At 58.0% G+C, this 21,874-nt stretch carries 19 protein-coding genes; 13 read left to right on the top strand and 6 right to left on the bottom strand.

Going from position 1 to position 21,874, the window contains the following annotated elements; all coding sequences use genetic code 11:
* The first annotated feature begins 48 nt into the window (after window positions 1-48).
* The 5 genes from CA51_RS05555 to CA51_RS05535 all read left to right on the top strand — a co-directional run bounded on the left by CA51_RS05555 (window position 49) and on the right by CA51_RS05535 (window position 5,363).
* Window positions 49-1,848, top strand: coding sequence for an ABC-F family ATP-binding cassette domain-containing protein (locus CA51_RS05555; RefSeq protein ID WP_145118561.1), 1,800 nt, complete (start codon window positions 49-51; stop codon window positions 1,846-1,848).
* A gap of 171 nt (window positions 1,849-2,019) precedes the next feature.
* A complete protein-coding gene (locus CA51_RS05550) occupies window positions 2,020-2,904 on the top strand; it encodes a serine/threonine-protein kinase (RefSeq protein ID WP_145118559.1) in 885 nt (294 codons plus the stop codon).
* A 282-nt stretch (window positions 2,905-3,186) separates the two neighbouring features.
* Entirely contained in the window at window positions 3,187-3,771 is a 585-nt protein-coding gene (locus CA51_RS05545; protein ID WP_145118557.1) for a hypothetical protein, read from the top strand.
* Between the two features lie 78 nt (window positions 3,772-3,849).
* The gene (locus CA51_RS05540; RefSeq protein WP_145118555.1) at window positions 3,850-4,590 is read left to right on the top strand and encodes an ABC transporter ATP-binding protein; all 741 of its coding nucleotides are present in this window, start codon (window positions 3,850-3,852) and stop codon (window positions 4,588-4,590) included.
* A complete protein-coding gene (locus CA51_RS05535) occupies window positions 4,587-5,363 on the top strand; it encodes an ABC transporter permease (protein ID WP_145118553.1) in 777 nt (258 codons plus the stop codon). Before CA51_RS05540 ends, CA51_RS05535 begins: the two co-directional genes overlap by 4 nt.
* A 220-nt stretch (window positions 5,364-5,583) precedes the next feature.
* On the opposite strand, the gene CA51_RS05530 is transcribed toward CA51_RS05535, so the two are convergent.
* From CA51_RS05530 to CA51_RS05520, 3 genes are all read right to left on the bottom strand, one after another.
* Complete coding sequence (locus CA51_RS05530) at window positions 5,584-6,972, bottom strand: IS4 family transposase (protein ID WP_231745945.1); 1,389 nt, start codon at window positions 6,970-6,972, stop codon at window positions 5,584-5,586.
* A gap of 382 nt (window positions 6,973-7,354) precedes the next feature.
* A complete protein-coding gene (locus CA51_RS05525; protein ID WP_231746018.1) occupies window positions 7,355-8,737 on the bottom strand; it encodes a transposase in 1,383 nt (460 codons plus the stop codon).
* Between the two features lie 356 nt (window positions 8,738-9,093).
* Window positions 9,094-10,269: a hypothetical protein gene (locus tag CA51_RS05520; RefSeq protein ID WP_145118549.1), complete on the bottom strand. Its 1,176-nt coding sequence runs from the start codon at window positions 10,267-10,269 to the stop codon at window positions 9,094-9,096.
* A gap of 303 nt (window positions 10,270-10,572) precedes the next feature.
* Between CA51_RS05520 and CA51_RS05515 the strand changes: the two genes are divergently transcribed.
* The gene (locus CA51_RS05515) at window positions 10,573-11,040 is read left to right on the top strand and encodes a hypothetical protein (protein WP_145118547.1); all 468 of its coding nucleotides are present in this window, start codon (window positions 10,573-10,575) and stop codon (window positions 11,038-11,040) included.
* 123 nt (window positions 11,041-11,163) lie between these two features.
* On the opposite strand, the gene CA51_RS05510 is transcribed toward CA51_RS05515, so the two are convergent.
* Complete coding sequence (locus CA51_RS05510; protein ID WP_145118545.1) at window positions 11,164-12,003, bottom strand: ABC transporter permease; 840 nt, start codon at window positions 12,001-12,003, stop codon at window positions 11,164-11,166.
* A gap of 200 nt (window positions 12,004-12,203) precedes the next feature.
* Here CA51_RS05510 and CA51_RS05505 point away from each other — a divergent pair, with 200 nt between their 5' ends.
* The 5 genes from CA51_RS05505 to CA51_RS05485 all read left to right on the top strand — a co-directional run bounded on the left by CA51_RS05505 (window position 12,204) and on the right by CA51_RS05485 (window position 17,029).
* Complete coding sequence (locus CA51_RS05505) at window positions 12,204-13,007, top strand: sulfite exporter TauE/SafE family protein (protein ID WP_231746017.1); 804 nt, start codon at window positions 12,204-12,206, stop codon at window positions 13,005-13,007.
* Between the two features lie 348 nt (window positions 13,008-13,355).
* Window positions 13,356-14,720, top strand: coding sequence for a HEAT repeat domain-containing protein (locus CA51_RS05500; RefSeq protein ID WP_197451616.1), 1,365 nt, complete (start codon window positions 13,356-13,358; stop codon window positions 14,718-14,720).
* A 68-nt stretch (window positions 14,721-14,788) separates the two neighbouring features.
* Window positions 14,789-15,448 (top strand): DUF3299 domain-containing protein, encoded by a 660-nt coding sequence (locus tag CA51_RS05495; protein WP_231746016.1) that lies wholly within the window; start codon window positions 14,789-14,791, stop codon window positions 15,446-15,448.
* Window positions 15,449-15,479: 31 nt separating this feature from the next.
* The gene (locus CA51_RS05490; RefSeq protein WP_145118539.1) at window positions 15,480-16,079 is read left to right on the top strand and encodes a DUF3299 domain-containing protein; all 600 of its coding nucleotides are present in this window, start codon (window positions 15,480-15,482) and stop codon (window positions 16,077-16,079) included.
* A 146-nt stretch (window positions 16,080-16,225) separates the two neighbouring features.
* Complete coding sequence (locus tag CA51_RS05485; protein WP_145118537.1) at window positions 16,226-17,029, top strand: MBL fold metallo-hydrolase; 804 nt, start codon at window positions 16,226-16,228, stop codon at window positions 17,027-17,029.
* Window positions 17,030-17,080: 51 nt separating this feature from the next.
* Here the strand turns inward: CA51_RS05485 and cobA are convergent, their stop codons facing one another.
* Entirely contained in the window at window positions 17,081-18,577 is a 1,497-nt protein-coding gene (gene cobA, locus CA51_RS05480; RefSeq protein WP_145118535.1) for a uroporphyrinogen-III C-methyltransferase, read from the bottom strand.
* A gap of 128 nt (window positions 18,578-18,705) precedes the next feature.
* On the opposite strand from cobA, the gene rpsT reads away from it, so the two are divergent.
* A complete protein-coding gene (gene rpsT, locus CA51_RS05475; RefSeq protein ID WP_145118533.1) occupies window positions 18,706-18,981 on the top strand; it encodes a 30S ribosomal protein S20 in 276 nt (91 codons plus the stop codon).
* 996 nt (window positions 18,982-19,977) lie between these two features.
* Here the strand turns inward: rpsT and CA51_RS05470 are convergent.
* Window positions 19,978-20,889, bottom strand: coding sequence for a thiamine-phosphate kinase (locus CA51_RS05470; protein WP_145118531.1), 912 nt, complete (start codon window positions 20,887-20,889; stop codon window positions 19,978-19,980).
* Window positions 20,890-21,200: 311 nt separating this feature from the next.
* Here CA51_RS05470 and CA51_RS05465 point away from each other — a divergent pair, with 311 nt between their 5' ends.
* Window positions 21,201-21,851 (top strand): hypothetical protein, encoded by a 651-nt coding sequence (locus tag CA51_RS05465; protein WP_145118529.1) that lies wholly within the window; start codon window positions 21,201-21,203, stop codon window positions 21,849-21,851.
* The last annotated feature ends 23 nt before the right edge of the window (window positions 21,852-21,874 follow it).

Below are 21,874 nucleotides of genomic sequence, written 5' to 3'. Positions count from 1 at the left end.
CTGCACGGCCGGGCGTCGCAAAGCTTCCTCCTACGACCCAAAGGCCCCATGGCAACGCTGCTCCAAATCAAAGGCGGTTTCAAACGATACGGCGAACAAGTCCTGTTAGATGATGCCGACGCAACAATCGTCGACAACGTGAAACTCGGTTTGGTCGGACGCAACGGCGCCGGCAAATCGACCCTGCTGCGAATCTTCATGGGCGAAGAGGAACTCGATTCGGGCGAGGTCATCTACAGCAACAATCTGCGCGTGGGATACCTGCGTCAGCACGACCCGTTCGAACCGGGCGAATCGGCGCTCGACTTCCTGATGCGCGACAGCGGCCAGCCCGATTGGAAGTGCGGCGAGGTCGCCGGCCAATTCGAACTCAAAGGCGTCTACCTCGAAGGTCCCGTTAAAGAGCTCTCCGGCGGTTGGCAAACGCGTGTCAAACTGGCCGCGCTGCTGCTGCACGAACCGAATCTGTTAATTCTCGATGAACCGACAAACTTCTTGGACGTTCGTACCCAGATTCTGTTGGAGCACTTTTTGCGTGGCTTCAACGCGTCGTGCCTGATCGTTTCGCACGATCGCGCCTTCCTGGAAGCGACCTGCGATCAGACCCTCGACCTGACCCGCGGCAAGTTGACGATGTATCCGGGCAAGATCGAAGCCTTCTTGAAGTACCAGGAAGAACGCCGCGAACACGATCTGCGCGTCAACAGCGCCGTATTGGCCAAGCAGAAACAATTGCAGACGTTTATCGACAAGAACCGCGCCAACGCGAGCACCGCCAGCCAAGCTCGATCCAAACAAAAACAACTCGAACGCCTGCAGACCGTCGAGGTCGAAGTCGACCTGCCGACGGTCCACATCCGTGCGCCAATCATCGACAACCCGCGGCAAGGGCCTGCGGTCCGCTGTCTCGATCTCAGCATCGGATATCCCGATCATACCGTCGCTTCGGGGATTCAACTGGAGATCGAACATGGCGAACGGGCGGGCATCGTCGGTGACAACGGCCAAGGTAAAACGACGCTGCTGCGAACGCTTGTCAAATCGTTGAAACCTGTCTCCGGGATGGTGAAGTGGGGTTACGGTTGCGAGATCGGAACGTACGCCCAACACGTCTACACCAGCCTCACGCCGACCTGGACCGTCCTCGAATATTTGGAATCCAAGGCGCTCACCGGGACCACGCATCAACAGATCCTTGCCGTCGCCGGATCGTTGCTGTTCCGCGATTCGCACACCCGCAAGAAGATCTCGGTCCTCTCCGGTGGTGAACGCGCTCGGTTGTGTATGGCCGGCCTGTTGTTAGGCGATTACAACATCCTCGTACTCGACGAACCGGGCAACCACTTGGACGTCGAAACTGTCGATGCGTTGGCCAACGCGTTGTTGGAATACAAGGGTACGGTGATCTTCACCAGCCACGATCGGCACTTCATGCAGCGGATCGCCACCAGCGTGATCGAGGTCCGCGATCAACAGGTGCGGAACTACGGCAGCGGATACGAATCGTATCTGTATGCGGTCAACAAGGAGGTCGACGACGGAGAGCGTGAACTGAATGCCAAGCGTGGCAAATCGGGCTCGCCCGCCGGCAAGGCGCCCAAGGGAGACCACCGCGCAGCGCGACGCGACGACCGCAAACTGCGGAAAGAGATCAGCAGCATCGAAAAGAAGATCGCTCGACTGGACGACAGCAAGAACGCGCTGAATCGAGAATTGTTGGAAACGACCGATGCCAAAAAGGCGCTCGACCTGCACAACGAGATCCAAGATCTGACGGAGCAGCTGGCGGAAGCCGAAGCCCGTTGGATCGAATTGCAAGCATTGCTCCCCGAAAGCGACTTTGGGTAGACAAATTGCAGGGCAAAACGCTGCTGAACCGCATTGTCGGCGCAGGATGCCGGGTTGCCGGTCGCGTCGACTTTAGCGGTTGCGCCGCCCAATCTGCAGGCGAGTATCTCATCCGCCGATCCTAGCTAACGGGCATTTATTTGGCTCGTTGCAAAGGCAGACGGAGAGAACATGACCGATCGAACAGGTGTCACCACGGATCGCGTTCCCAGCGCAAAACGGAATCAATGCGTTGGCATTTGGCGTTTGCTGGAATGCTTCCACCAAGGGCCTTGGACCGATCTGTTTTACGCGCAGCCCGCCGAAGCTGCCGGCAGCCCGCGCGCCGACTACGTCGTCAAAATGGTCACCGACAGCATCGATGCGCAACTGGAAGGCCAGCTGCAATTGCGTCAGGAAGCGACCAGCGCACAAGCGGCCAGCCATCCCAATTTGATCGCGCTGTTGGACGCTCGGCTCTCCGCGCCGCGCCCCTATGTCGTCTTCCCACGCCTGGACGGACAACCGCTCTCGACTTGGCTGGGCAGCAAATATTCGCAGCCTCTGCCAGTCGGATTGTGGTGGATCCGCCAAGCCGCTCAAGCGCTCCAAGCCTTGCATCAATCCGGTTGGATTCACGGCGATGTGAAACCCGACAACATGCTGGTCAGTCTCAGCGGCCACCTGACGGTGATCGATCTGGGACTATCAATGCGTGAAGGGGACACGCTGCAAGCCGATCGCTTCCAAGGAACTCCCGCCTACGCCGCTCCCGAACAGATCCAAGGCAAGGGCAGAGCGACCAGCCAATCGGATATCTACTCGCTTGGAATCGTCTTCCAACAGATGCTCTGCCGCAACAAACCGGCAGTCCCGGCGAAGCCTTTGAATCGCCAGCTGTTGCAAAAATTCCAGGTTCCCGAATCGGTCGTCGGGATGTTGGAAGAGATGACGTCGCCGACGGCGACCGACCGCCCAACAGCGGCTCAATTGGTCGATCGGATCTTCAAACTCGAGATCGAGACCCTCGGAACGCACATCCAACCGCTGGACGATACGCTTCCTCAAGCCGCCTGATCCTGGCGGCGCATTGGTCTCCCGAATGGAGACGTGTCAGCCGGCAGGCGCCAGCGGCTCGTCGGTTTAGTCACAACAAGCTTCCTTGCATTAGCCGTTTGGGCGTTAGCCCCGGTTTAGTGGCAGCGGAACCGGGGCTAACGCCCAATCGGCTGATTAGACCGACAAGCCGCCAGCGCGTGGCGGCTGATCTGCTGACCGTCCGTTCGACGGCTCACCTCGGCTGACGTACAATCGTAGCTCCACGATGCCTCGACCGCCGATGATTTGGAGACCCGTGCGATGGTGGATCTAATCGCCGAACGCCCGTTCATGCTGACCTTCATTCTGCTGGCCTTTGCCGTCGCATCGGCTTACGGTTGGATGCAAACGGGGAAGCGAGCGGGGTTGGTGATCGCTGGCGTCTTCCTGCTGTTGATTCCGATCGGGATCTACGTCGAAAAGATCTGGGTGACCGACCGCGAATCGCTTGTCGATTCGATCCTGCAGGTCGCCGAAGCGCTGCAAGCGAACGACCACGCGCGAGTCTTTCAGTTCATCGATCCCGATGCCGAACCGGCGATCCAATCGGCCAAGGCGGAACTGCCACGCTTTCACTTCGATCGGGCCCAGGTCAACATGGGTGGCTTTCGCAAGTTCGAGATCCGCAGCGATCTGCAGCCTCCCGAAGCGATCGTCGACTTCACGATCAACGTCACCGTTTCGATGAAAGACAAGAGTCACACCAACGCGCAGGTCCCTCGCCGGTTGATCGTCAAGTTCCGCAAGTCGGGCGACATTTGGCGAGCTCTCGAATACACGCACCTGCCGGTGATCGGAGATCCCGACGGGATGAGTCCCAACGGTGGCCGACCGCCCACTTTCTGATACGATTGTCGATCCCATCGAACGTCGCAGCGCTCGATTTCCCGCGATCCCAACGCCCTCCCTGCAGACTCCAACTCGATGATTGTTGCCGATTCGCTGAATCTATCGATCGACGGGCAATCGATCATCGAAACGCTGGACCTTCAAATCGCAGCGGGCGAATTCGTCGCGATCGTTGGCCCCAGCGGTTGCGGCAAGACATCGCTGCTGCGGATGGTCGCCGACCTGCAGCGTCCCAGCGGCGGCAGCTTGAAACTTTCGGTCGCCGATCGCGATCGCCCACCGATCGCCTACGTCTTTCAAGATCCCACGCTCCTCCCCTGGCGGACGGTCCTCGAGAACATCGCGCTGCCGTTGGAACTGGCAGGGAAATCTCGCCACGAAGCGACCGCTGCCGCAGCGGGCGTGCTGTCGATGGTCGGTCTGCGCGACGACGATCGCAACAAATTGCCGGCGATGCTTTCGGGCGGGATGCGGATGCGCGTCTCGCTGGCTCGAGCTGTCGTGATGCAGCCGCAGATCATGTTGTTCGATGAACCCTTCGCGGCGCTCGACGATCTGTTGCGCAGCCGCTTGAACGAACAGATCCTTCAATTGTGGCGGCAACAGCAATGGACCGGATTGTTTGTCACCCATAACGTCAGCGAAGCGATCTTCCTGAGCAACCGCGTGCTGGTGATGACCGATCGCCCGGCGCGGATCGCGGAGATCGTCGACGTTCCCTTCGATCACCCGCGCGAAGCTTCTTTGCGATCGTCGATCGAATTCAATCGATTGACCGAGCGTTTGACTCAGTTGTTGCGAGGAGAGGCCAAATGAACCAGCGGGTCGAACGGTTCACCGATTCGTTGTGGCCGATGTTGGTGGCATTGGTGCTGTTGATCGCCGGTTGGTCGGCGGCGAAGTACCTGTGCGCCGTCGAGGATTACTTCGTTCCCTATCCTTGGACCGTCGTCACCGCTGCGGTTCGGATCGCTCCGGAGCTCGCCGCGGCCACTTGGTTGACGGCGCGTGCGGCGGTCTGTGGTTTCGTTCTCAGCACGCTTGCCGGATCGGTGATCGCAATCGTGTTCGCCCAGTTCCGGCTGCTGCGGCTCGGCTGTTTTCCCTACGCCGTGATCTTGCAAACCGTCCCGATCGTGGCGATCGCGCCGCTGATCACCTACACCCGCGGACCCGGCTTTGAGAGCGTGGTTCTGATCGCGTTTATCGTCAGCCTGTTTCCGATCATCGCCAACACGACCGCTGGCCTGACAAGCGTCCCGCGCGGCCTTCAGGAACTGTTTCGTTTGAACCACGCCACGCGATGGCAACAGATTTGGAAGCTGCAGATACCGCACGCCGTCCCCAACCTGATCACCGGGATGCGGACATCGGCCGGACTGGCGGTGATCGGAGCGATCGTGGGAGAGTTTTTTGCCGGCAACAGCAGCCGCGGCCACGGCCTCGGATTTATGGTCCCTCAAAAAATGGACCGCTTGCGCGCCGACGAAGCCTTCGCCGCCGTGGCGATGGCGACGCTGTTAGGGATCGCCATGTTCGCCGCCGTCAGCCTATTGCGCAGCACCGCGCTACGGCGATGGAGTCAATGAGCGCCGCGCTGGAGTCAAGGCTTCAGCCGACAAATCGCATCTACAAGCCGCGGATGCGGCGATCGCATAAAGCCTGCGGCGCGAGCCGCAGGTCCAGACAAGCCGCAATCAGATGAAAAGCCCCGGAGGTGGCGACAGATTGCGCACGGAGTGTCGCCCCTGACCCGGGCTCGCGTGGAGATTGCATCGAACGCAACCTGCGGCTCGCGCCCAATGGCACTCACTTTGACGTTGGTTCTTCTGGATCGTTGGGTTTACTTTTCTTTCTTCGTTTCTGGAAGTGGGTGGTTTTGGGGCGGCGGGCGTAGGCCTCGCGTGGATAACTGCGGCCTGGGCGGTTGGGAAGCTTTTGCTTTGAGGCGTAGTGCAGCACGCGATCCAAACGTTCGATCCAACGACCGGGGTCACTGACTTCAATCCCCTGCAGCATGTGACGGTAGACAGACCACACGCCCGTAAAGCTTAATTCGCGGGGCTCACACTCGGCAATCACTGCGGCTTGGCGACGCAATTGGGTCGCTAAATTGTACGCTACCATCGACAAGGCGAACTCTTTGAGAAACATCTCCTTCGACTTCGCTCGGATCTCTTCGGTACCGATTACCAGTTTGATGTTGCGGATATCGACTTCGATATCGTTGCGTTTCCAGTACAGATCGCGCAGTTGCTTGGGCGTCGCATCGATATCCTCGACGAGGTAGAGGCTCTCTTCCCCGATCTTCAATTCATGGATCATCGCCGCTATGACACAGTCGGATGGGAGGTCTGGATTGGTTACTCGTTCCTTGGCCGAAGGAGTCCAGGACACCCGGTAGCTTTTCGAAGTGGCTGTCGAATGGATTAGCTCTGCCCGCTTCCGAATTCGATTGAATCGATCTTTCTTTAGCCGTAGAACAAAATTGTGTCCATTCAAATGGGCATGATAAGCAGTCGAAAATATTCCGAACCCAGCGTCGGCCATGATGATGGATTTAGCCGGGAGTCGCTTCATGAGAGTTTGAGCAAGCCGAGTTTCTGAGACGGCGTTTGGGCCATACATAGCTCCAATCTCCTCAGGCACTGCTGCCCCCGAGCTGAGTTCATGTGCGAAAACCACATACGCGATTGGCCACACACTTTCGCCGTACTGGTTAGAGGCGGGTGGGTAAGCGGCCTGAAGCTCGGCCACTGGAGCCAGTGTAAAGGTCGTTCCATCGATCAAGAACACACGCCGGTCACCCCATGTCGGCGCCGTCGAGTTAACGATCGACGACGCGACACGCTCTTGGAACCAATGAGCTGCCTTCAAGCTGAGCCGATGTCGTGCATCGCTGTAACTGCTGCTCTTCGTCGAAAGCGAACCCTCACGAAGTCGCTTGTTCGTCTTGAGTTCCGGGGGAGCCGTTGCGATAAAGTGGAGAACGGCATCTCGCAGACTCGCCTTGGGGTTGAGGCGTTGGAAGAGCATCAGCCACAGAACTACACTTGTTTTATAGACGGCCGCTGGCCCAAGCTCTTCAAACACATCGGCATCGCCGATGTCCGTCCACTGTTTGAGCAGTTCGAAAGCCGCACTAAGGTTCTGAGTTCTTGCATCGCTCGACATGGAATGGCTTTTTCTGGCAGTCAAAAGAAAACCAAACCGCTAGCGCAAATTCAGTGCCAATCGCATGTGGTGGGAAGGGAAATGTTACTGGAATGTGAAAATGAGTGCCATTTGGCTCGCGCCGCAGGCTTTATGCGGCCGCCGCTGCCGCGGCTACCGAAGGGTGCATGAAAAACAGGAAGCGTTCGCCGGGAGTGGGAACCGAACCGCCAGTTTTAAGGCCGGAGGCCGGCACAAGATCTGCCGGCGGTGTAAGCCGCCGGGATTCTAGACCAACACCCCCATCAAGGCCGGAGGCCGACACGCCGTCGATCGGCGTGGCGACAATCACGCCGGACAATCGCATCTGCAAGCCGCGTATGCGGCGATCGCATAAAGCCTGCGGCGCGAGCCGAGCCCTTTCAAGCTAGCATTTCGGGGCTCTTTGGTCGAGGATTCTAGCTGTCGATTCATGGTTACCACGATTTCCGCTTTTCCTTTTCGGTGGTGGCTTCTTTGGTCCTCTGTGACTCTTTCGGTATTGACTGAAATCGAGTTTCCGAGCGACGTCGACCAACTCCTTGGCGAGCTGTTTGAGGGTTAGGTTTCCATAGACTGAATCAAACTCCTTTTCAGTCACAGCCGTCATGAACCCCTTCCACGATTCAGAGACGTCTTTGGCTGCATAGTAACTGGAAACCTCGTCGGCTAAATCCGCGTCATCTGCTGCACAGCCAATCGATGTTTTTATTACGCTTATTAGGTTGTACATCATCATCGACATGCAAAAACTGAACAGGGCCGCTTGAGGATATCCAAGCGTATTTATCTCACTGTTCAGTGTCGTGGCAAGATGCTGGAATGCGGTTTCGATATTCCATCGCTTGCGATAAGCATTCGCCACGTTTTTCGCACTAACCCGTTGGGGAAGATTGGTCAAAACGTGAACGGCGGTGTCGCCCTTGCGAGTTGGTGTGTCGAGTTCGATCGTGACCCGCCGCGGGCAACTCGTACGCCCTTGATAGGTAAACGCAATCGTCTGTTCGTACAGTGTTCCGCCGTCACAACGCCCGATTTTCCGGCGTTCTCCTTGCGATTCCCAATTTGGTAACAAGCCCTTTGAATGACGAAAAACAAAGAAGGCTTTCTTGTCCAAGGCAATCGTGGTCATCATCTTCTGTGAAGCAAAATGACGGTCGCCGATCCAGACCTCCCCCTTTTCAACAAGCTCAAGAATCTCTGGATGTAAAGTGGCTTCGTTGGCATGCCCATCGCGACTAAGAATCACATCGATAAGTAATTTCTTGTCGGGATCTAAGATAGGGATAGTGGTGCCAGGCAAGGCGGCTGCGCCGAGGGTCCGAAGCTCTTTGATTCGATGCTCGGTCCCAGCCAGATGGTTGCCGTCGATGATCCGTGTCTTGTAACCGCTCAACACAGGCGGTGGTTTGGGACCTTCGAGATGGTCCCACAACTGCGAAAGCTCGGCCGCCGTTTCACTTACCAAGGCGCGGCTCACTTGGGTCTCGATACCTTGCAGCTTGTTGTAAACGGATGTGACAGAGACTTTCAGTTTTTCTTTGTGCTTTTTGTAAGCAGCATTGACCGAAGGTTTGATGTTCAAGGCAACACAGGCCATGATGTCAGCGACCGATGAGAACAGGAGTTCACCGCATCTTTGAGAGCCTGCGTGAGTGGCAAATAGAGTGTCCATTCGCTCGTCGCTGAGCAGATGATTGAGCACCAGTCGAGTGCCCATCGCCACAGGGCACTCATTTTTGAAGCGATCAAGCAGTTCATCAACAGTCATCATTCCACCTCGTTTCGCGTAACTTCCGATAAATAAGCTACTTAGATCTCAGTGCAAAACGGATGCCGAGGTACGCCCATGCTAGCTTGAAAGGGCTCGGCGCGAGCCGCAGGTCCGAACAAGCCGCAATCAGAACGAAAAGCCCCGGAGGTGGCGACAGATTGCGCACCTGTGTCGCCCCTGACCAAGGCTCGCGAGGAGATTGCATCGAACGCAACCTGCGGCTCGCGCCGCAGGCTTTATGCGGCCGCCGCTACCGCGGCTTCGTTTGGGTTTGACCGTTGCGCACCGTCGGCTAAAGCCTCGACTCCAACTTTGCGCTCCGTCGGCTGAAGCCTTGACTCCAGCCGCTGCGTTTAGGCTGCGGATTTCTGGTCGCGTTGATCGCTGACTTCCAACCAGTTGACGATCTCGCCGAGGTCTTTCGACCATGCGCTGCTGACGCGGCGAGCGCAGAAGACGTGGAACATCAGGTCGATCGTTTCGCTGAGCGCACGGATCGCGTCGATCCGGTCCTCGACGCCAAACTCCATATCCTCGTCGACGTGGATCTTGGCTCCGCTGATCGCAAACGTCTCGGCTTGCAGGACCAGATCAAATTGCTGGCCATCGCGGACAACGGTCATCCCGGTTTTGCGAGGCAGTTTGCCACATCGAACCGCTTGCATCGCTTCGGGCAACCGCGTCGGCGCTTCCGCCGAAATCACCTCTTTGCCCGATTCGCCCGCGGGGCATTCCAGCGTCAACGTCTTGTTCAACATCACCGTCACCTCGGACTCATCGGGCAGTTCGAAGGTGTCGGTTTCGTTCTCCAACGTCCACCACAGCCACAGCAAAAACTCGTTCCCCAAAAAGTCGGGAGCTTGCGAATGTTCGCTGGTCCAGGCGATATCGCCATGGTGATGGTTGGGGACAAAACAGGCGGGAACCAGGTCTTCGACATCGGCCAGTTGTTTGTTGTCGCGTCCCCATTGCATCGCGATCGTTCCGGCACTGACATGCCGCAGTTCGATCTCGAAAGTGCGTTCCAGCAGGTCGGCGCAGTGACCGCTGGCGGTGCCGGTGGATCCGCCGAAGTAGAGCATGCTGTTGCGTTGGTCCCACAGAATCGGGAACTGCTGCATCTTGCGATATTTGCCGGTCGCCGCTTCGACATCGCAGCGTTGCTCGACCGCTTCTTTGGCTTCCTTCCGCTGCGCCTTGGTCGGCACGCCGCTGGAATTATCTTTCGCCAGCGCCGCTAGTTCCATCTGCAACCAAGCGTTGCGAATCGCGGCGGGGATCTGATTCGTATCGATCCGCACGCCACAGTGCAACGCATCGTTAATGACGTTCTTGCTGATGTCGAAGTCGGGATCAAACAGATGCGATCCGCCGAGGAAACCGACGTGAATGTTTTCGGTCGACGACGTTTGCGTCTGGCCAGCGCGATGGCTGTCTAAGACCTCGATGTGCTCATCAATGAATTGCGGCGCATCAAAACCCGAAACGTCGAATCTCTCAAATGCAAGGCTACCGCCCAAAAATGGCATAACAACTCTCAATCGACTGAAAGGAAACATGGACCGTTCGCGTCGAAGTCTTATCGGCCTCCAATCCTCCGCACATTTGCCGCTCCACCCCCGGGCGATACGACAGTTGCATGCGTCACGATCGCAACCGGCGAATAACTGCTCGGCCACTCGCCAGAATAGAACTACAGCGATTTGTTAAAACATCGCCCCTCCAAGACCATTGTGGCACGCTGGTTGCACTGGTCCATATTGGATGGACCCAACTGCCAGACTGGCTAATGAAGAGCCAAGCAAAACTTTTACCCTTAGATGGAGTACGCAGTGTTAAAAGTTGGAGATGTCGTGCAAACCGACGATTCAGAAGCCCCGGTTCAGGTCGTTTCAATTGACATGGACGCAATGATTGCGACCTGCAAGCGTCATGGAACCGCTGAACGAGAACAAGGAACTTTCTCTATTAAGCTCATGAATTCTCAGGAGTCGGATCAAGATTGGAATGAGTTCAATCAAATCCTCAGTGATCGCTACAACCAACAGGCAGTTGGTGGAAGCGAGTTCGAAACGTTGGCAGTCGAAAGGAAAGGCAAAGACAGCGCCGTTGTCTACGTCGGCAAGGGTAAAGTAAAGGCAGTCGGCAAAACACCTTTGATCACATTCGACCACCAAGACGGCCTTTACGAAGTCACCTTACGCAGGAACTTTGAACAAAAGACTGAAGAACCTACAAATCGGTTCTATCGTAGCAAGGGTGCACTCGATTGGATCGAGAAGGTCATTGTTGCGGTTTAGAAAACCGTAACCTTCACGTCTTAGCCGACGTTGTACTTAACAAAGATGGCGTTGCGGAGGTTGCCCTCAATGAGTGCGGGCGCTTCCGTTCGCCTTTCTGTCCCCAACATGTAAAGGGCCTCTCTACGACTTGCCGTTTTTTTCGATTCGGTCCCAGCGGATGGCGTGCTGGTCGTTGGTCAAGCGTCGGTAGCTGATCATGATCGATCCGAGCGTGCCGATCGCGACGGTTGCGGCGATCAGGAACATGATCACAATTTGATACTTGACCGCCGACATCGGATCGACTCCCGACAGCAATTGCCCAGTCATCATCCCCGGCAGGCTGACGATTCCCGCGACGGTCATCGCGTTCATGATCGGTATCATCCCGGTTCGCATCGCCGATCGGACCGTCGGGCGGACAGCTTCCCAACGGGTCGCTCCCAGGCAGAGCGCTCCGTCGATCACCGCTCTTCCGCGACTGAGTTCGCTGAGGAACCGATCTAAGCCGAGCGAGATCCCCGTCAACGCATTCCCCAAGATCATTCCGACCAGCGGAATCAGGTACTGCGGACGCCACCAAGGATCGGGCTGGACGACCCAGACGACGGCGATCGCCGCCACGATCCAGCTGCTGGCCCAGACGCTGATCAGACTGGTGACATAGATCCCGGGATAGCGCAGCTCGCTGCGTCCGACAGCCGACAGCCCCGCGATCGTCGTCATCAGAGCGACGATCGCCAGCACCGCGGCGGGTTGGTTGACGGTAAAGATCCACTGCAGCACATATCCGACCAGGATCAATTGCAGTGTCAGCCGGACTGAAGCGACGAGGAACCGCTTGCCCAAATCCAACCGCAGGGCCAGCGAGACCGCTGCGTTGATCAGGATCAGACTGGCGGCGATCGCCACCTGCCACCAAGCCAGATCGATGTAGGCGGTTGTCGCAGCCAGCGGGAAAACAAATAACAGATCGGACATCGGCAGCTTGAAACGTGATTGAGAAGTGTTGGAGTCGAGGCTTCAGCCGACGGCGCGCATCTTCGTTGGAGTCAAGGCTTCAGCCGACCGAGCGCATCTTCGGCTGAAGCCTTGACTCCAACGGTGCGCATTTTCGGCTAAAGCCTCGACTCCAGCGGCGGGCCTACACCAAACCGCCAGCTCGCTCTAACATGATGGAAATGTTACCACTGGAAGAACTCGCCGCCTTTGCTGCCGTTGTCTGTCTGGGCATCTTCGTCCAATCGGCGACCGGTTTTGCCGGCGGGCTGGTCATCATGCCATTGATGTTATGGGCTGGCCAGGGGATCCCCGAAACGCAGGCGGCGCTGCTGGTCGCGACCACGCCACAAAACGCATGGGGCCTGTGGCAGTACCGCCAAACAGTGCAACTGAAAGAGTTTGCCTTTCCGGCAACGCTTCGGATGGCATCGCTGCCGGTCGGGATCGCGGTCCTCTCGTTGATCGATGGCTTCCCGGTCCAATTCATGCGTCAATTGATCGGGGCGGTCGTCATCCTGTGCGTGATGATGCTGCTGATCTTCCGCCCCACGCCGCGCGAACATCTGCACGTCGGCTGGACCTGGCTCGCCTTCTTGTCGTCGGGCTTCTTCCAAGGCTGCACCGGAACGGGCGGCCCGATGATGGTCCTGTGGGTGCAGGCTCACGACTGGAGCACCAAGCGGACGCGAGCGTTTCTGTTCACGATGTATCTGGTCTCGATGCTCCCCGCCTGGGGACTGCTGTACTACTGGTTCGGCCAGCGGATCATCAACCCTTCGCTAACGGCGATGGCGATCATCCCGCTGCTGTTGGTGGCGACGTGGATGGGGCTGCACGTTGGCACGTGGCTGGGCCGGCACCGGTTGCGACGCGTGACGATGTGCGTGCTGTTGGTCGTCGGACTGGTGGGGCTGCTGTCACCGCTGTTCAGCCCCGCCCGAAGCGCGGAGACCTCCGCCACGACAAACGCCAACGCGAACTAGTGGTTTGTCAAACTTTGATTTTAGGACTGTTGGTCGTGGACCAGGTCACGAGTCCCCGTAATCTCTGGCGCGAAAGGACTCGTGCCCTCGTCCACTACCCAAAATTCAAATGTGGATGAAGCACTGGACTCTCGCTTTTCGGCGGTCGGATGTTCAGGTGGCCGACAAAATCGTTGCAATCTGCAAAGCTTGGCCAGTTTGCACTTTATGGCAATCCGAAGCGACAACGGGTGCTTTTCTGCGGAACAATCACCTATTATGTAGAGACGATTCGTCACACTGCCGACAGCTTCGCACGCGGAGCGGTTGGCAGCAGGAACCCCACCCGCCTAAACCGAGGATAGTTCTATGGGACGTCGATTCGTTCCCCTCCTTTTGATCTGCGCCACGCTCAGCCAATCCACCAACCTGTTGGCCTGCCCCTTCTGCACCGCAGTCTCCCAAACCCTTCGCCAAGAGATGGCATCGATGGATGCTGTCGTCGTCGCCGAAGCGACCGAAGCGATCGAGCCATCGGACACCGGCGAAGTCGAACTGACCGTCAAGGTTGTCCTCAAAGGGGAGAAGTTGGTCAAAGTCGACCAACGCGTCAAATCGATTTATTTTGGCAAAGCGGAAAAAGGGCGACGGTTCATGCTGACCGGCGTCGATCCGCCCGAACTGATGTGGTCTTCGCCGCTGCCGCTGACCGAGCGCTCCGAAGACTATCTGCTGAAACTGACCAAGCTGCCCGACGACGATGTCGAACGATTGGTCTTCTTCCAAGAGTTCTTGGAGGATGAAGAGGATTTGCTGGCGCGCGACACCTATGACGAATTTGCTGTCGCCCCGTATTCGGCTGTCAAAGCGTTGGGTCCCAAGATGCATCACGACCAATTGATCGAGTGGATCAAAGATCCCGAAATCGCATCGGATCGCCGCCGGCTGTATCTGACGATGCTGGGCGTGTGTGGCGACAAAAAAGACGTCCCGATGCTCGAAGCGATGCTGACCAGCACGCAGAAGAGCACTCGCGGCGGCCTCGATGCGTTGATCGCTTGTTATCTAACGCTCAACGGCGCCGAGGGCTTGCCCGTGGTGAACAAACTTTTCCTGGACAACAAAAAAGCAGAATACGCCGACACGTACGCGGCGATCATGGCGTTGCGATTCCATGGCACCGAGACCGATGTGATTCCGAAAGAGCAATTGGTCAGCTCGCTGCACCACGTTCTGAAGCGTCCGCAATTGGCCGATCTGGTGATTCCCGATCTGGCTCGCTGGGGCGACTGGTCTCAGATCGATGCCTTGGTGGAGCTGTTCAAAACGGCTGAAGCTGGCAACAACTGGGTCCGCGTTCCCGTGATCAATTATTTGCGAGCCTGCCCGCTGCCCGAAGCGGCCGCGGCGCTTGTCGAGCTGGAAAAAGTCGACCCGGCAGCGGTTCGTCGCGCCAACACGTTCTTCCCCGTCCCGGCAGCCGACGCTCCTAAGAAAGACGCGGAAACTTCGCAAATCTCCGATTCCGCAGCATCGGGCCTGGTCCAAGTCTTCGATTCGGGGAAACCATTGGCGGCGGCAACGGCTGCGCTTCCGCAAGTCGGTCGATCGGCAACCACGATCTCCGCAGTGAACCCGCTGCGACTGTTGTTCGTATCAAGCATTACCGCCACGAGCCTGACGATTCTGATCTGGCTTGTCATCAGCGGGGGAACTCTGCCGGCGCAGACCTGAGTTCCCGACATTCGTCGCTGCCTCATTCCGCCCGACCCAACAAAGCCATGGCCACGGACATTGCCCCGATGTCTGCAACCGCAGACACCGTCGATTATCCCTATCGAGCCCTCAGCAAGCTGGCGATCGCCTCGGTCAGCTTGTTTATCGTTGGCCTTCTGGGCCTGGTGCCGCTGTTCGAACCGATCCTTTCGCTAGCGATGATTGGCGCGGCCTGCGGGATCTTCGCCGTCCGTTCGATCAAGCAGTTTCCCGAAGAATACGGCGGATTGATGCTCGCCAAAACCGGGATCTTCCTGAACGTGGCGCTGCTGGTCGGCGGCGTCGCCGAGCACACCATCATCTATCTGACCGAAGTTCCCGAGGGGTATCAACGCGTCGGGTTCTACGAACTCGAACGAGCCAAAGGCCCCGACGCGCCGACCGAAAAAGCGATTGAGATCGACGGCGAAGATATTTTTCTCAAGGGCTACATTCACCCCGCGTCGGGCGAAGGGGCTTTGAAACAGTTCATTTTGGTACCCGATCTGGGAACCTGCTGTTTCGGAGGCCAACCGCGATCCAGTAGTATGATAGAAGTCACGCTGACCGGCACGAAGACAGTTCGCTACGGGCGAACGAAGATGAAGCTGGCCGGGCAATTCGAGCTGAACAAATCGCTTCGCACGAAAAAGGACATCGACAACATTCTGTTCTATCGACTGCGAGCCGATTATGTGAAGCAATAAAAAACCTTCACCCAACGAAACGAGCGTCTAGATGTTGTCCCACTCTCCCGCCTCCAGCATGCTGCGGATCGCGACCTGTTGGATCTTTGCATCGACAGTCGTCCTGCCTCTAACCGCCGCACCGATCGAAAAAGAAAAAGGCCAAGAAGAACAAGCCGCCGCGGCGACGACCGAACGCCCGGCTCGCGGAGTTCGTCCGACGCCGACCGATGCCAAACCAGCCGCTCCGCCCCGGCGAATGCCTCCCAAACGCAAGGGAGAGATCTCGTTCGACACGATCCTGTTCGAGATGGACAAGGAAGACGACTACGACCCCAGCATGGTCACTCCCGAGATCAAAGCCCTGCAAGGGAAAGAGGTCACGATTCGCGGCTTCATCCTCCCCGCATCGGTCTTCCAACAGGTCGGGATCAAACAGTTTGTCCTCGTCCGCGACAACCAGGAATGCTGCTTCGGTCCCGGCGCGGCTCTGTATGACTGCATCATGGTCAAGATGACCGGCGACAACAGCGCCAACTTTTCAACGCGGCCAGTCGCTGTCAAAGGGAAGTTTCATCTGACCGAAAAGTACAAGTATCCCGACGGCAAATACCTCGCGATCTACGAGATGGAAGCGACCAAAGTCGAATAGTCGCTGCGAAAGGGCAGGGCAACGTGCCCACAGCGGGGGTGAAGCGATCGACGAATTCGCCCAGCTCGCATCTGTTGCTTTAGGGCGATGCGGCCTATCATTAAGGGAAATAATTTTTCCTTTTCACTTAGGCCACGAACAGACGAATGTTGCCCCATAAAACCCTGTTTCCGGGTGTTATCGAACTGAACTTCCAGGCGGGTGAAGTACTCGGCTGCAACGTCTACCTCGTCCACGACCAGGGCGAATGGACGCTGATCGACATCGGTTACGAAGAGACCGTCGACGAGTTCATCGAACTGATTCGCCAACTCGATTTTCCGCTGTCGAAGTGCAAGACCCTGATCGCCACGCATGCCGATGTCGATCACATCCAAGGGCTCGCCAAAGCGAAACAGATGCTGCGGACATCCGTCACGTCGCACCCGCTGGCTGTCGAAGCGTTGCAGACCGGCGACAAACTGACAACGTTTGCTGAGATCAAAGCTCAGAACATCCACTTGGACATGCCGCCAGTCGAGATCGAACATCAGATCAACGATGGCGACACGATCCGCATCGGCAACCTGGAACTGGAAGTCTGGCACACGCCTGGGCACACCGACAGCCAGCTGTCGTTCCGATTGGGCGACGTGCTGTTCAGTGGCGATAACATCTATCGCGACGGATGCGTCGGTGCGATCGATGCGCATCACGGCAGCAACATCAACGACTTCATCAAGTCGCTCGAACGGATTCGCGACAGCGACGTCGTCTGGCTGCTGCCCAGCCACGGACCGTTCTTCCGCAAAGACGAAAAGATGCTCAACGCAACCATCGATCGGCTGCGCGGCTATCTGAAAATGGCCGACTTTGGCACCCTTGCCAACGAATGGCCGCTGATGGATCAGTGGGAAAACGAAGTCGCCGACGGCACTCTCCCCGACGGCGTCGGGACCGAAAAAGCGTAAGCTGCCCGGTCTGCAAAACTCTGGAAATCGCGCGACGCTCGCGCGATCCGGCTAATCGCCAGCCTGATGAATCGCTTCGACCAGGCCATCCATCGTGTACTGCTTGGCCTCGCAAGCTACCGAAAAACCGAGCCCCTGCAGCGTCTGCGTCGTGATTGGACTCAGACTGGCCAGCTTGGTCCGGTTCAGCGAATCGCCAAACATCTGCACCAACGACCGCGCGATCGCACTGCTGGTGACCGTGGTCCAATCGATCTCTCCGTCGGCCATCCGCTGGCCGATCTTGGCGTCCGCCTGAAGCACGTCGCGATTCTGATAAACGACCACGTCGCGGACGCTTGCCCCCGCATCGACCAACTGCTGTCGCAAGACATCGCGGCCGCGACTGGCGCGGATCGAAAGGATCTGTTTCCCAGCGGCCTGCGGCGCCATCGACGCCGCTAGCGAGGCAGCTTCGAAGTCCTCGGGAACCAGATCGGCCAGCAAGCCATACCGCCGCAAAGCCTCCGCCGTCCGATCGCCCACCGCGGCGATCTGGCAACGCCCCAGCAGCCGCATGTCGCGGCCGAGCTCCAGGATCCGATCCAGATAGTATTGGACGCCATTGCGGCTGCTGAAGACGATCCAGTCGAATTCGGCAAGCCGGGCGATGCTGTCGTCGACGTCGGCAAAATCGGCTGGCGGAGCGATCTCGACGGCGGGCTGATACAACGGCTCGGCGCCCAATTCTTTCAGGGCCTCCCCCAACGCATCGGCTTGCCCACTCGGACGCGTAACCAAGACGCGCTGCCCGACCAAAGGGCGCCGCTGGAACCAATCCAGCTGATCGGGCAGATCGGCAACCGGCCCAACGATCACAATCGCCGGCGGGCGGATCTTGTTGGCTGGTGACAACCGATCGGCGACCTCGGCCAACGTGCAGCGGAAGATCTGCTGGTCCGACCAGGTGCAGCGGCGGACGATCGCAACGGGCGTGTCGGTCGCCTTGCCGCCGTCGATCAGAGCCTTCGACCAAATGTGGGCGGTCGTGACTCCCATGTAGATCACCAACGTGCCGGGGAACTTCGCCAACGCGTTCCAGTCGAGATCGGTGGCGTCGTTGTCCTGTTGATGCCCGGTGACCAACGCCACAGCAGAGGCGTGGTGGCGATGCGTGATCGGGATGCCAGCGAAGCTTCCGGCAGCCAAGGCGGCTGTGATTCCGGGGACGACTTCGAACGGGATCCCCGCCTGCGACAGCGCTGCGGCTTCTTCGGCTCCTCGCGCGAAGACCGCCGGGTCGCCACCTTTGAGCCGGGCGACGATCCGCCCCTCACCCGCCAAGCGGAGCAATTCGACTTGAATTTCGTCTTGGGTCCAGATCCGTTGCTGGCCATGTTTGCCGACGCAGACGAGCTCGGCATCGGCGGCGGCGTGGGCCAGCAATTGCGAATTGACTAGCCCATCGTACAGCACGATGTCTGCTTTTTTCAGACATTGGACCCCCCGCAGCGTAATCAACTGAGGATCGCCGGGACCGGCTCCGATCAAATATACGTGTCCAAGCATGCGGGTCGCCGAATGAATCGGTCGCTCGTTGGGGTGAAACGGTGACTTTGGGCTAGACATTTTGGCCCGCTGTCCTCAAACTGCTCCTATTGCATCAATTACTACGAGATTTGTATAGGGAACAACGAATGCCAAATTCCGAAGGTGCTAAAAAACGTCTCCGCCAGAGCTTTGTCCGTCGCGATCGTAACAAAGCGATCAAGACCGCGATGCGCACCCAAATCCGCAAGGTTCGCGAAGCGGTACAAGCTGGCGACTTTAGCGCTGCTGAAGAACAGTTCCGCCTGGCTGCCAAGCGATTGGACCGTGCTGGTGCGAAGAACATCATCCACCGCAACGCCGCAGCTCGCACCAAGAGCCGTCTGCACCACTTGATCAAGACTTCGAAACTGCAATCGGCGTAAGCTCGTTCTCGCAGAGATCGGTCATCCGATCTCTGACGGACGCCGCTACCGATGCAATAAAAACGAAAAGCGTCGGGCCCTGCAGCCAGCAATCAGCCGTGCGAAAAACGCACCTGGCCCGATTCGCTGCTGCCATCTCGCCTGAACCGACAGCACACAACATCGTGCCATTCGGAATATCAGCAGGGGCCTGACGAGAAGAAGAGCGAACCGCGTCCGCCAGTTCATTCTCTAGGGCATTCGTCGGCAATCCCAGCCAGCCTACAAGCATTAGGCTGGCCCGCGACCGCGTGGCCACCAACAGGCCACGCAATATGCCAGCCCAAAACTGGACGGCATGCCACCCAAAGAGCATTCGGCGGGATAAGCATCCGCACGCCGATTCAGCAAGTTCGCTGTGGTGGCTTCAAAAACGAGAGGTTTGCGCCTCACGGGGCGTCGCGACCGAAGCACCTTCGGTCCGGCGGAGATCGCGATCTTTTAGATCTGCGGAATTGCCAACGTGGGCTCGTGCAGATGCGACTGACACGGTTGACCACCGCCACACGGCTGTTCACCGCAAGGCTGGCTGCCACAAGACGAAGGCTCCTGACAAGGCGATGCGCCGCAGGTCGGCGTCGGACGGATACCGAAGTGGCACATCCCAAGGTTATCGCACTTCCATTGCTCGATGCCGCCGATGACGCTGCAGCCGGTTAGGGAAGTAAGAGATAGAGCCAGGAAAGCAAGCTGAATTCGTCGCACAAGATTCTCCGGTATGTGCTGCAAGGGCGAAGGATGCCCAAGTTTGCGAGACGAATCGCGAAATGCAAATCAACTTCGGCCGATGACCGGCGATAGAGCGCCCCATCCCCCGCTGCCGGCACGATCATTACAGAAGTTCCGGCTTCGCGCATTGGTCTGCTTTAACAGACAGACCCTGTTTACCTAGCGATCACGCTTCCCCGAAAACCGCAGGGCGGGCAGGCGATTTCACCTCCCGCCCGGCAATCTGGATCAGCCGCCGTGGACAAAGCCGCGAGGCGACAAGCGGATCAATTTATTAGGCAGCTTCGACCACAGCCCGGTCCGGCTGGTCAGAGTTCCGATTTGAGTCAGCGGCGTTCCCAAGTCAGCCGCCAAGATTTCGGCCGCCTGATCGGCAGGGCAGGTGAGGATCAATTCATAATCCTCGCCGTCGCCGAGCGCATGTTCCAGCGGATCGCCGCCGTCCTGCTGCGACAACGCTTGTGCATCCTCCGAAACCGGCACCCGATCCAACTCCAACTCGATCCCACAACCGCTAGCGGCGCACAAGCGGTCCAGATCCAACAGCAGGCCATCGCTGATGTCGATCGCCGCGTTGATCCTGAAGTTGTCGCGAAGCTGTTGCGCCAGGCGGACTCGCGGAGTAAACGCGAGGTGCTTTTGCAGAATACTGCCCCCCAGCGAACCGCTGACCAGAACCGCGTCGTCGGGTTGCGCACCACTGCGGAGCCACGATTTCTGCGGCTCAGCCTGCCCGATGATCGTGATCGAGATCGCCAGCGGACCGTCGTAGCAGGTGATGTCGCCGCCGCTGATCGCGACGCCAAAATCTGCCGCCGTCGCGAGGATTCCCTCGTAGACCGCCGCCGCCACCTGGGTCGCGTTTTCATTGGGCAACGAAATCGCCACAAGCGCTGCGACCGGATCGGCAGCCATCGCGGCCAGATCGCTGAGATTGACCGCCAGAGCCTTATGCCCGATCGCCGCAGGTGAATGTTGGTCCAGCAAAAAGTCGACTCCATCGACGATCGTATCGACGCTGGTCACCAACTGTCGCGACTGAGGCCAATCGATGACCGCGGCATCATCGCCGATACCAACGGCAACTTGTGGCAACAAACGCTGACGGCCGCGCAGCCATGCTAAGAAACTCTGTTCCATTGAGGATTGTCCAGAACTGGGTAGGCGGTGGAGTTTTCGTGGATGTCCGACTCCGGCAGAGCTTGCGAATGGCAGAGTTTTTGGCCGATCGCCGACCAACGCCCGCACAGCCCCACCGTCGCAAATACAAACCGGGGCTGCATGATATATCGCACACGACAAACAGCGGACCGGTGGTCCTGTTTTTTTCCCGCCCGAACCTCCGATCGGGTATGGTATCTGCAGCTCAACGGAATAGTTGAATAGTCTGAATTTCAGTCTAAGATTGATAGTACGAATGCGTTTTCGATTCCTCAGAAAAGATTGCCCCCATGTTGCGATTCCTCTTCACCGTTGCGTGCTTGGCTGCGACGGCAACCCCGGCGTTAGCTCAGTACCCATATCCCCCATACTCTTACGGCGGTGGCTACGGCAGCGGTGCCGGATCGACGATCGCGGGTAGCGAGATGGCTGGAATGGCCGATTTGGTCCGATCTAGCGGGTACGCCAACCTGCAAAACTCCAAAGCGGCGATCAACGTCGAACAAGCTCGCTCGCTGCAGATGGACAACCGCGTGAAATACGCGGAGACCTACTACGAAAAGCGACGGATTCGCGAGGAAGCGAAGAGCTACGATCGCAACCAGATCACTCCCGAACAGGTCCACCGGATGGCGGACATGAAGCGTCCCAAGCCGCTGACCGAAAGCCAGTACAACCCCAAGACCGGTGAAATCCATTGGCCGCTCGCCACGATGCAGCCCATGATGAATGGCACCCGGCGACGGATCGAACAACTGATGCAAGAACGCAGCCCCGACGGCCGCTTGGAAGCGTCTGCTTATTTTGAGATCGCGCGCTTGTGCGAAACCCTCGACGACCAACTCGGTGCAGAGCTCGACTCGCTGCCGATGCAAGAGGTCTCGCAAGCGAAAGCCTTCATCAAAAGCTTGTCTTACCTAGCGCGACAAGCTGCGGGCTAACCCCTTATCGCTCGCCTCGCCTC

This window comes from Rosistilla oblonga (assembly GCF_007751715.1).
Taxonomy (GTDB): Bacteria; Planctomycetota; Planctomycetia; order Pirellulales; family Pirellulaceae; genus Rosistilla; species Rosistilla oblonga.
This window is presented reverse-complemented; position numbering and strand designations above follow the sequence as displayed.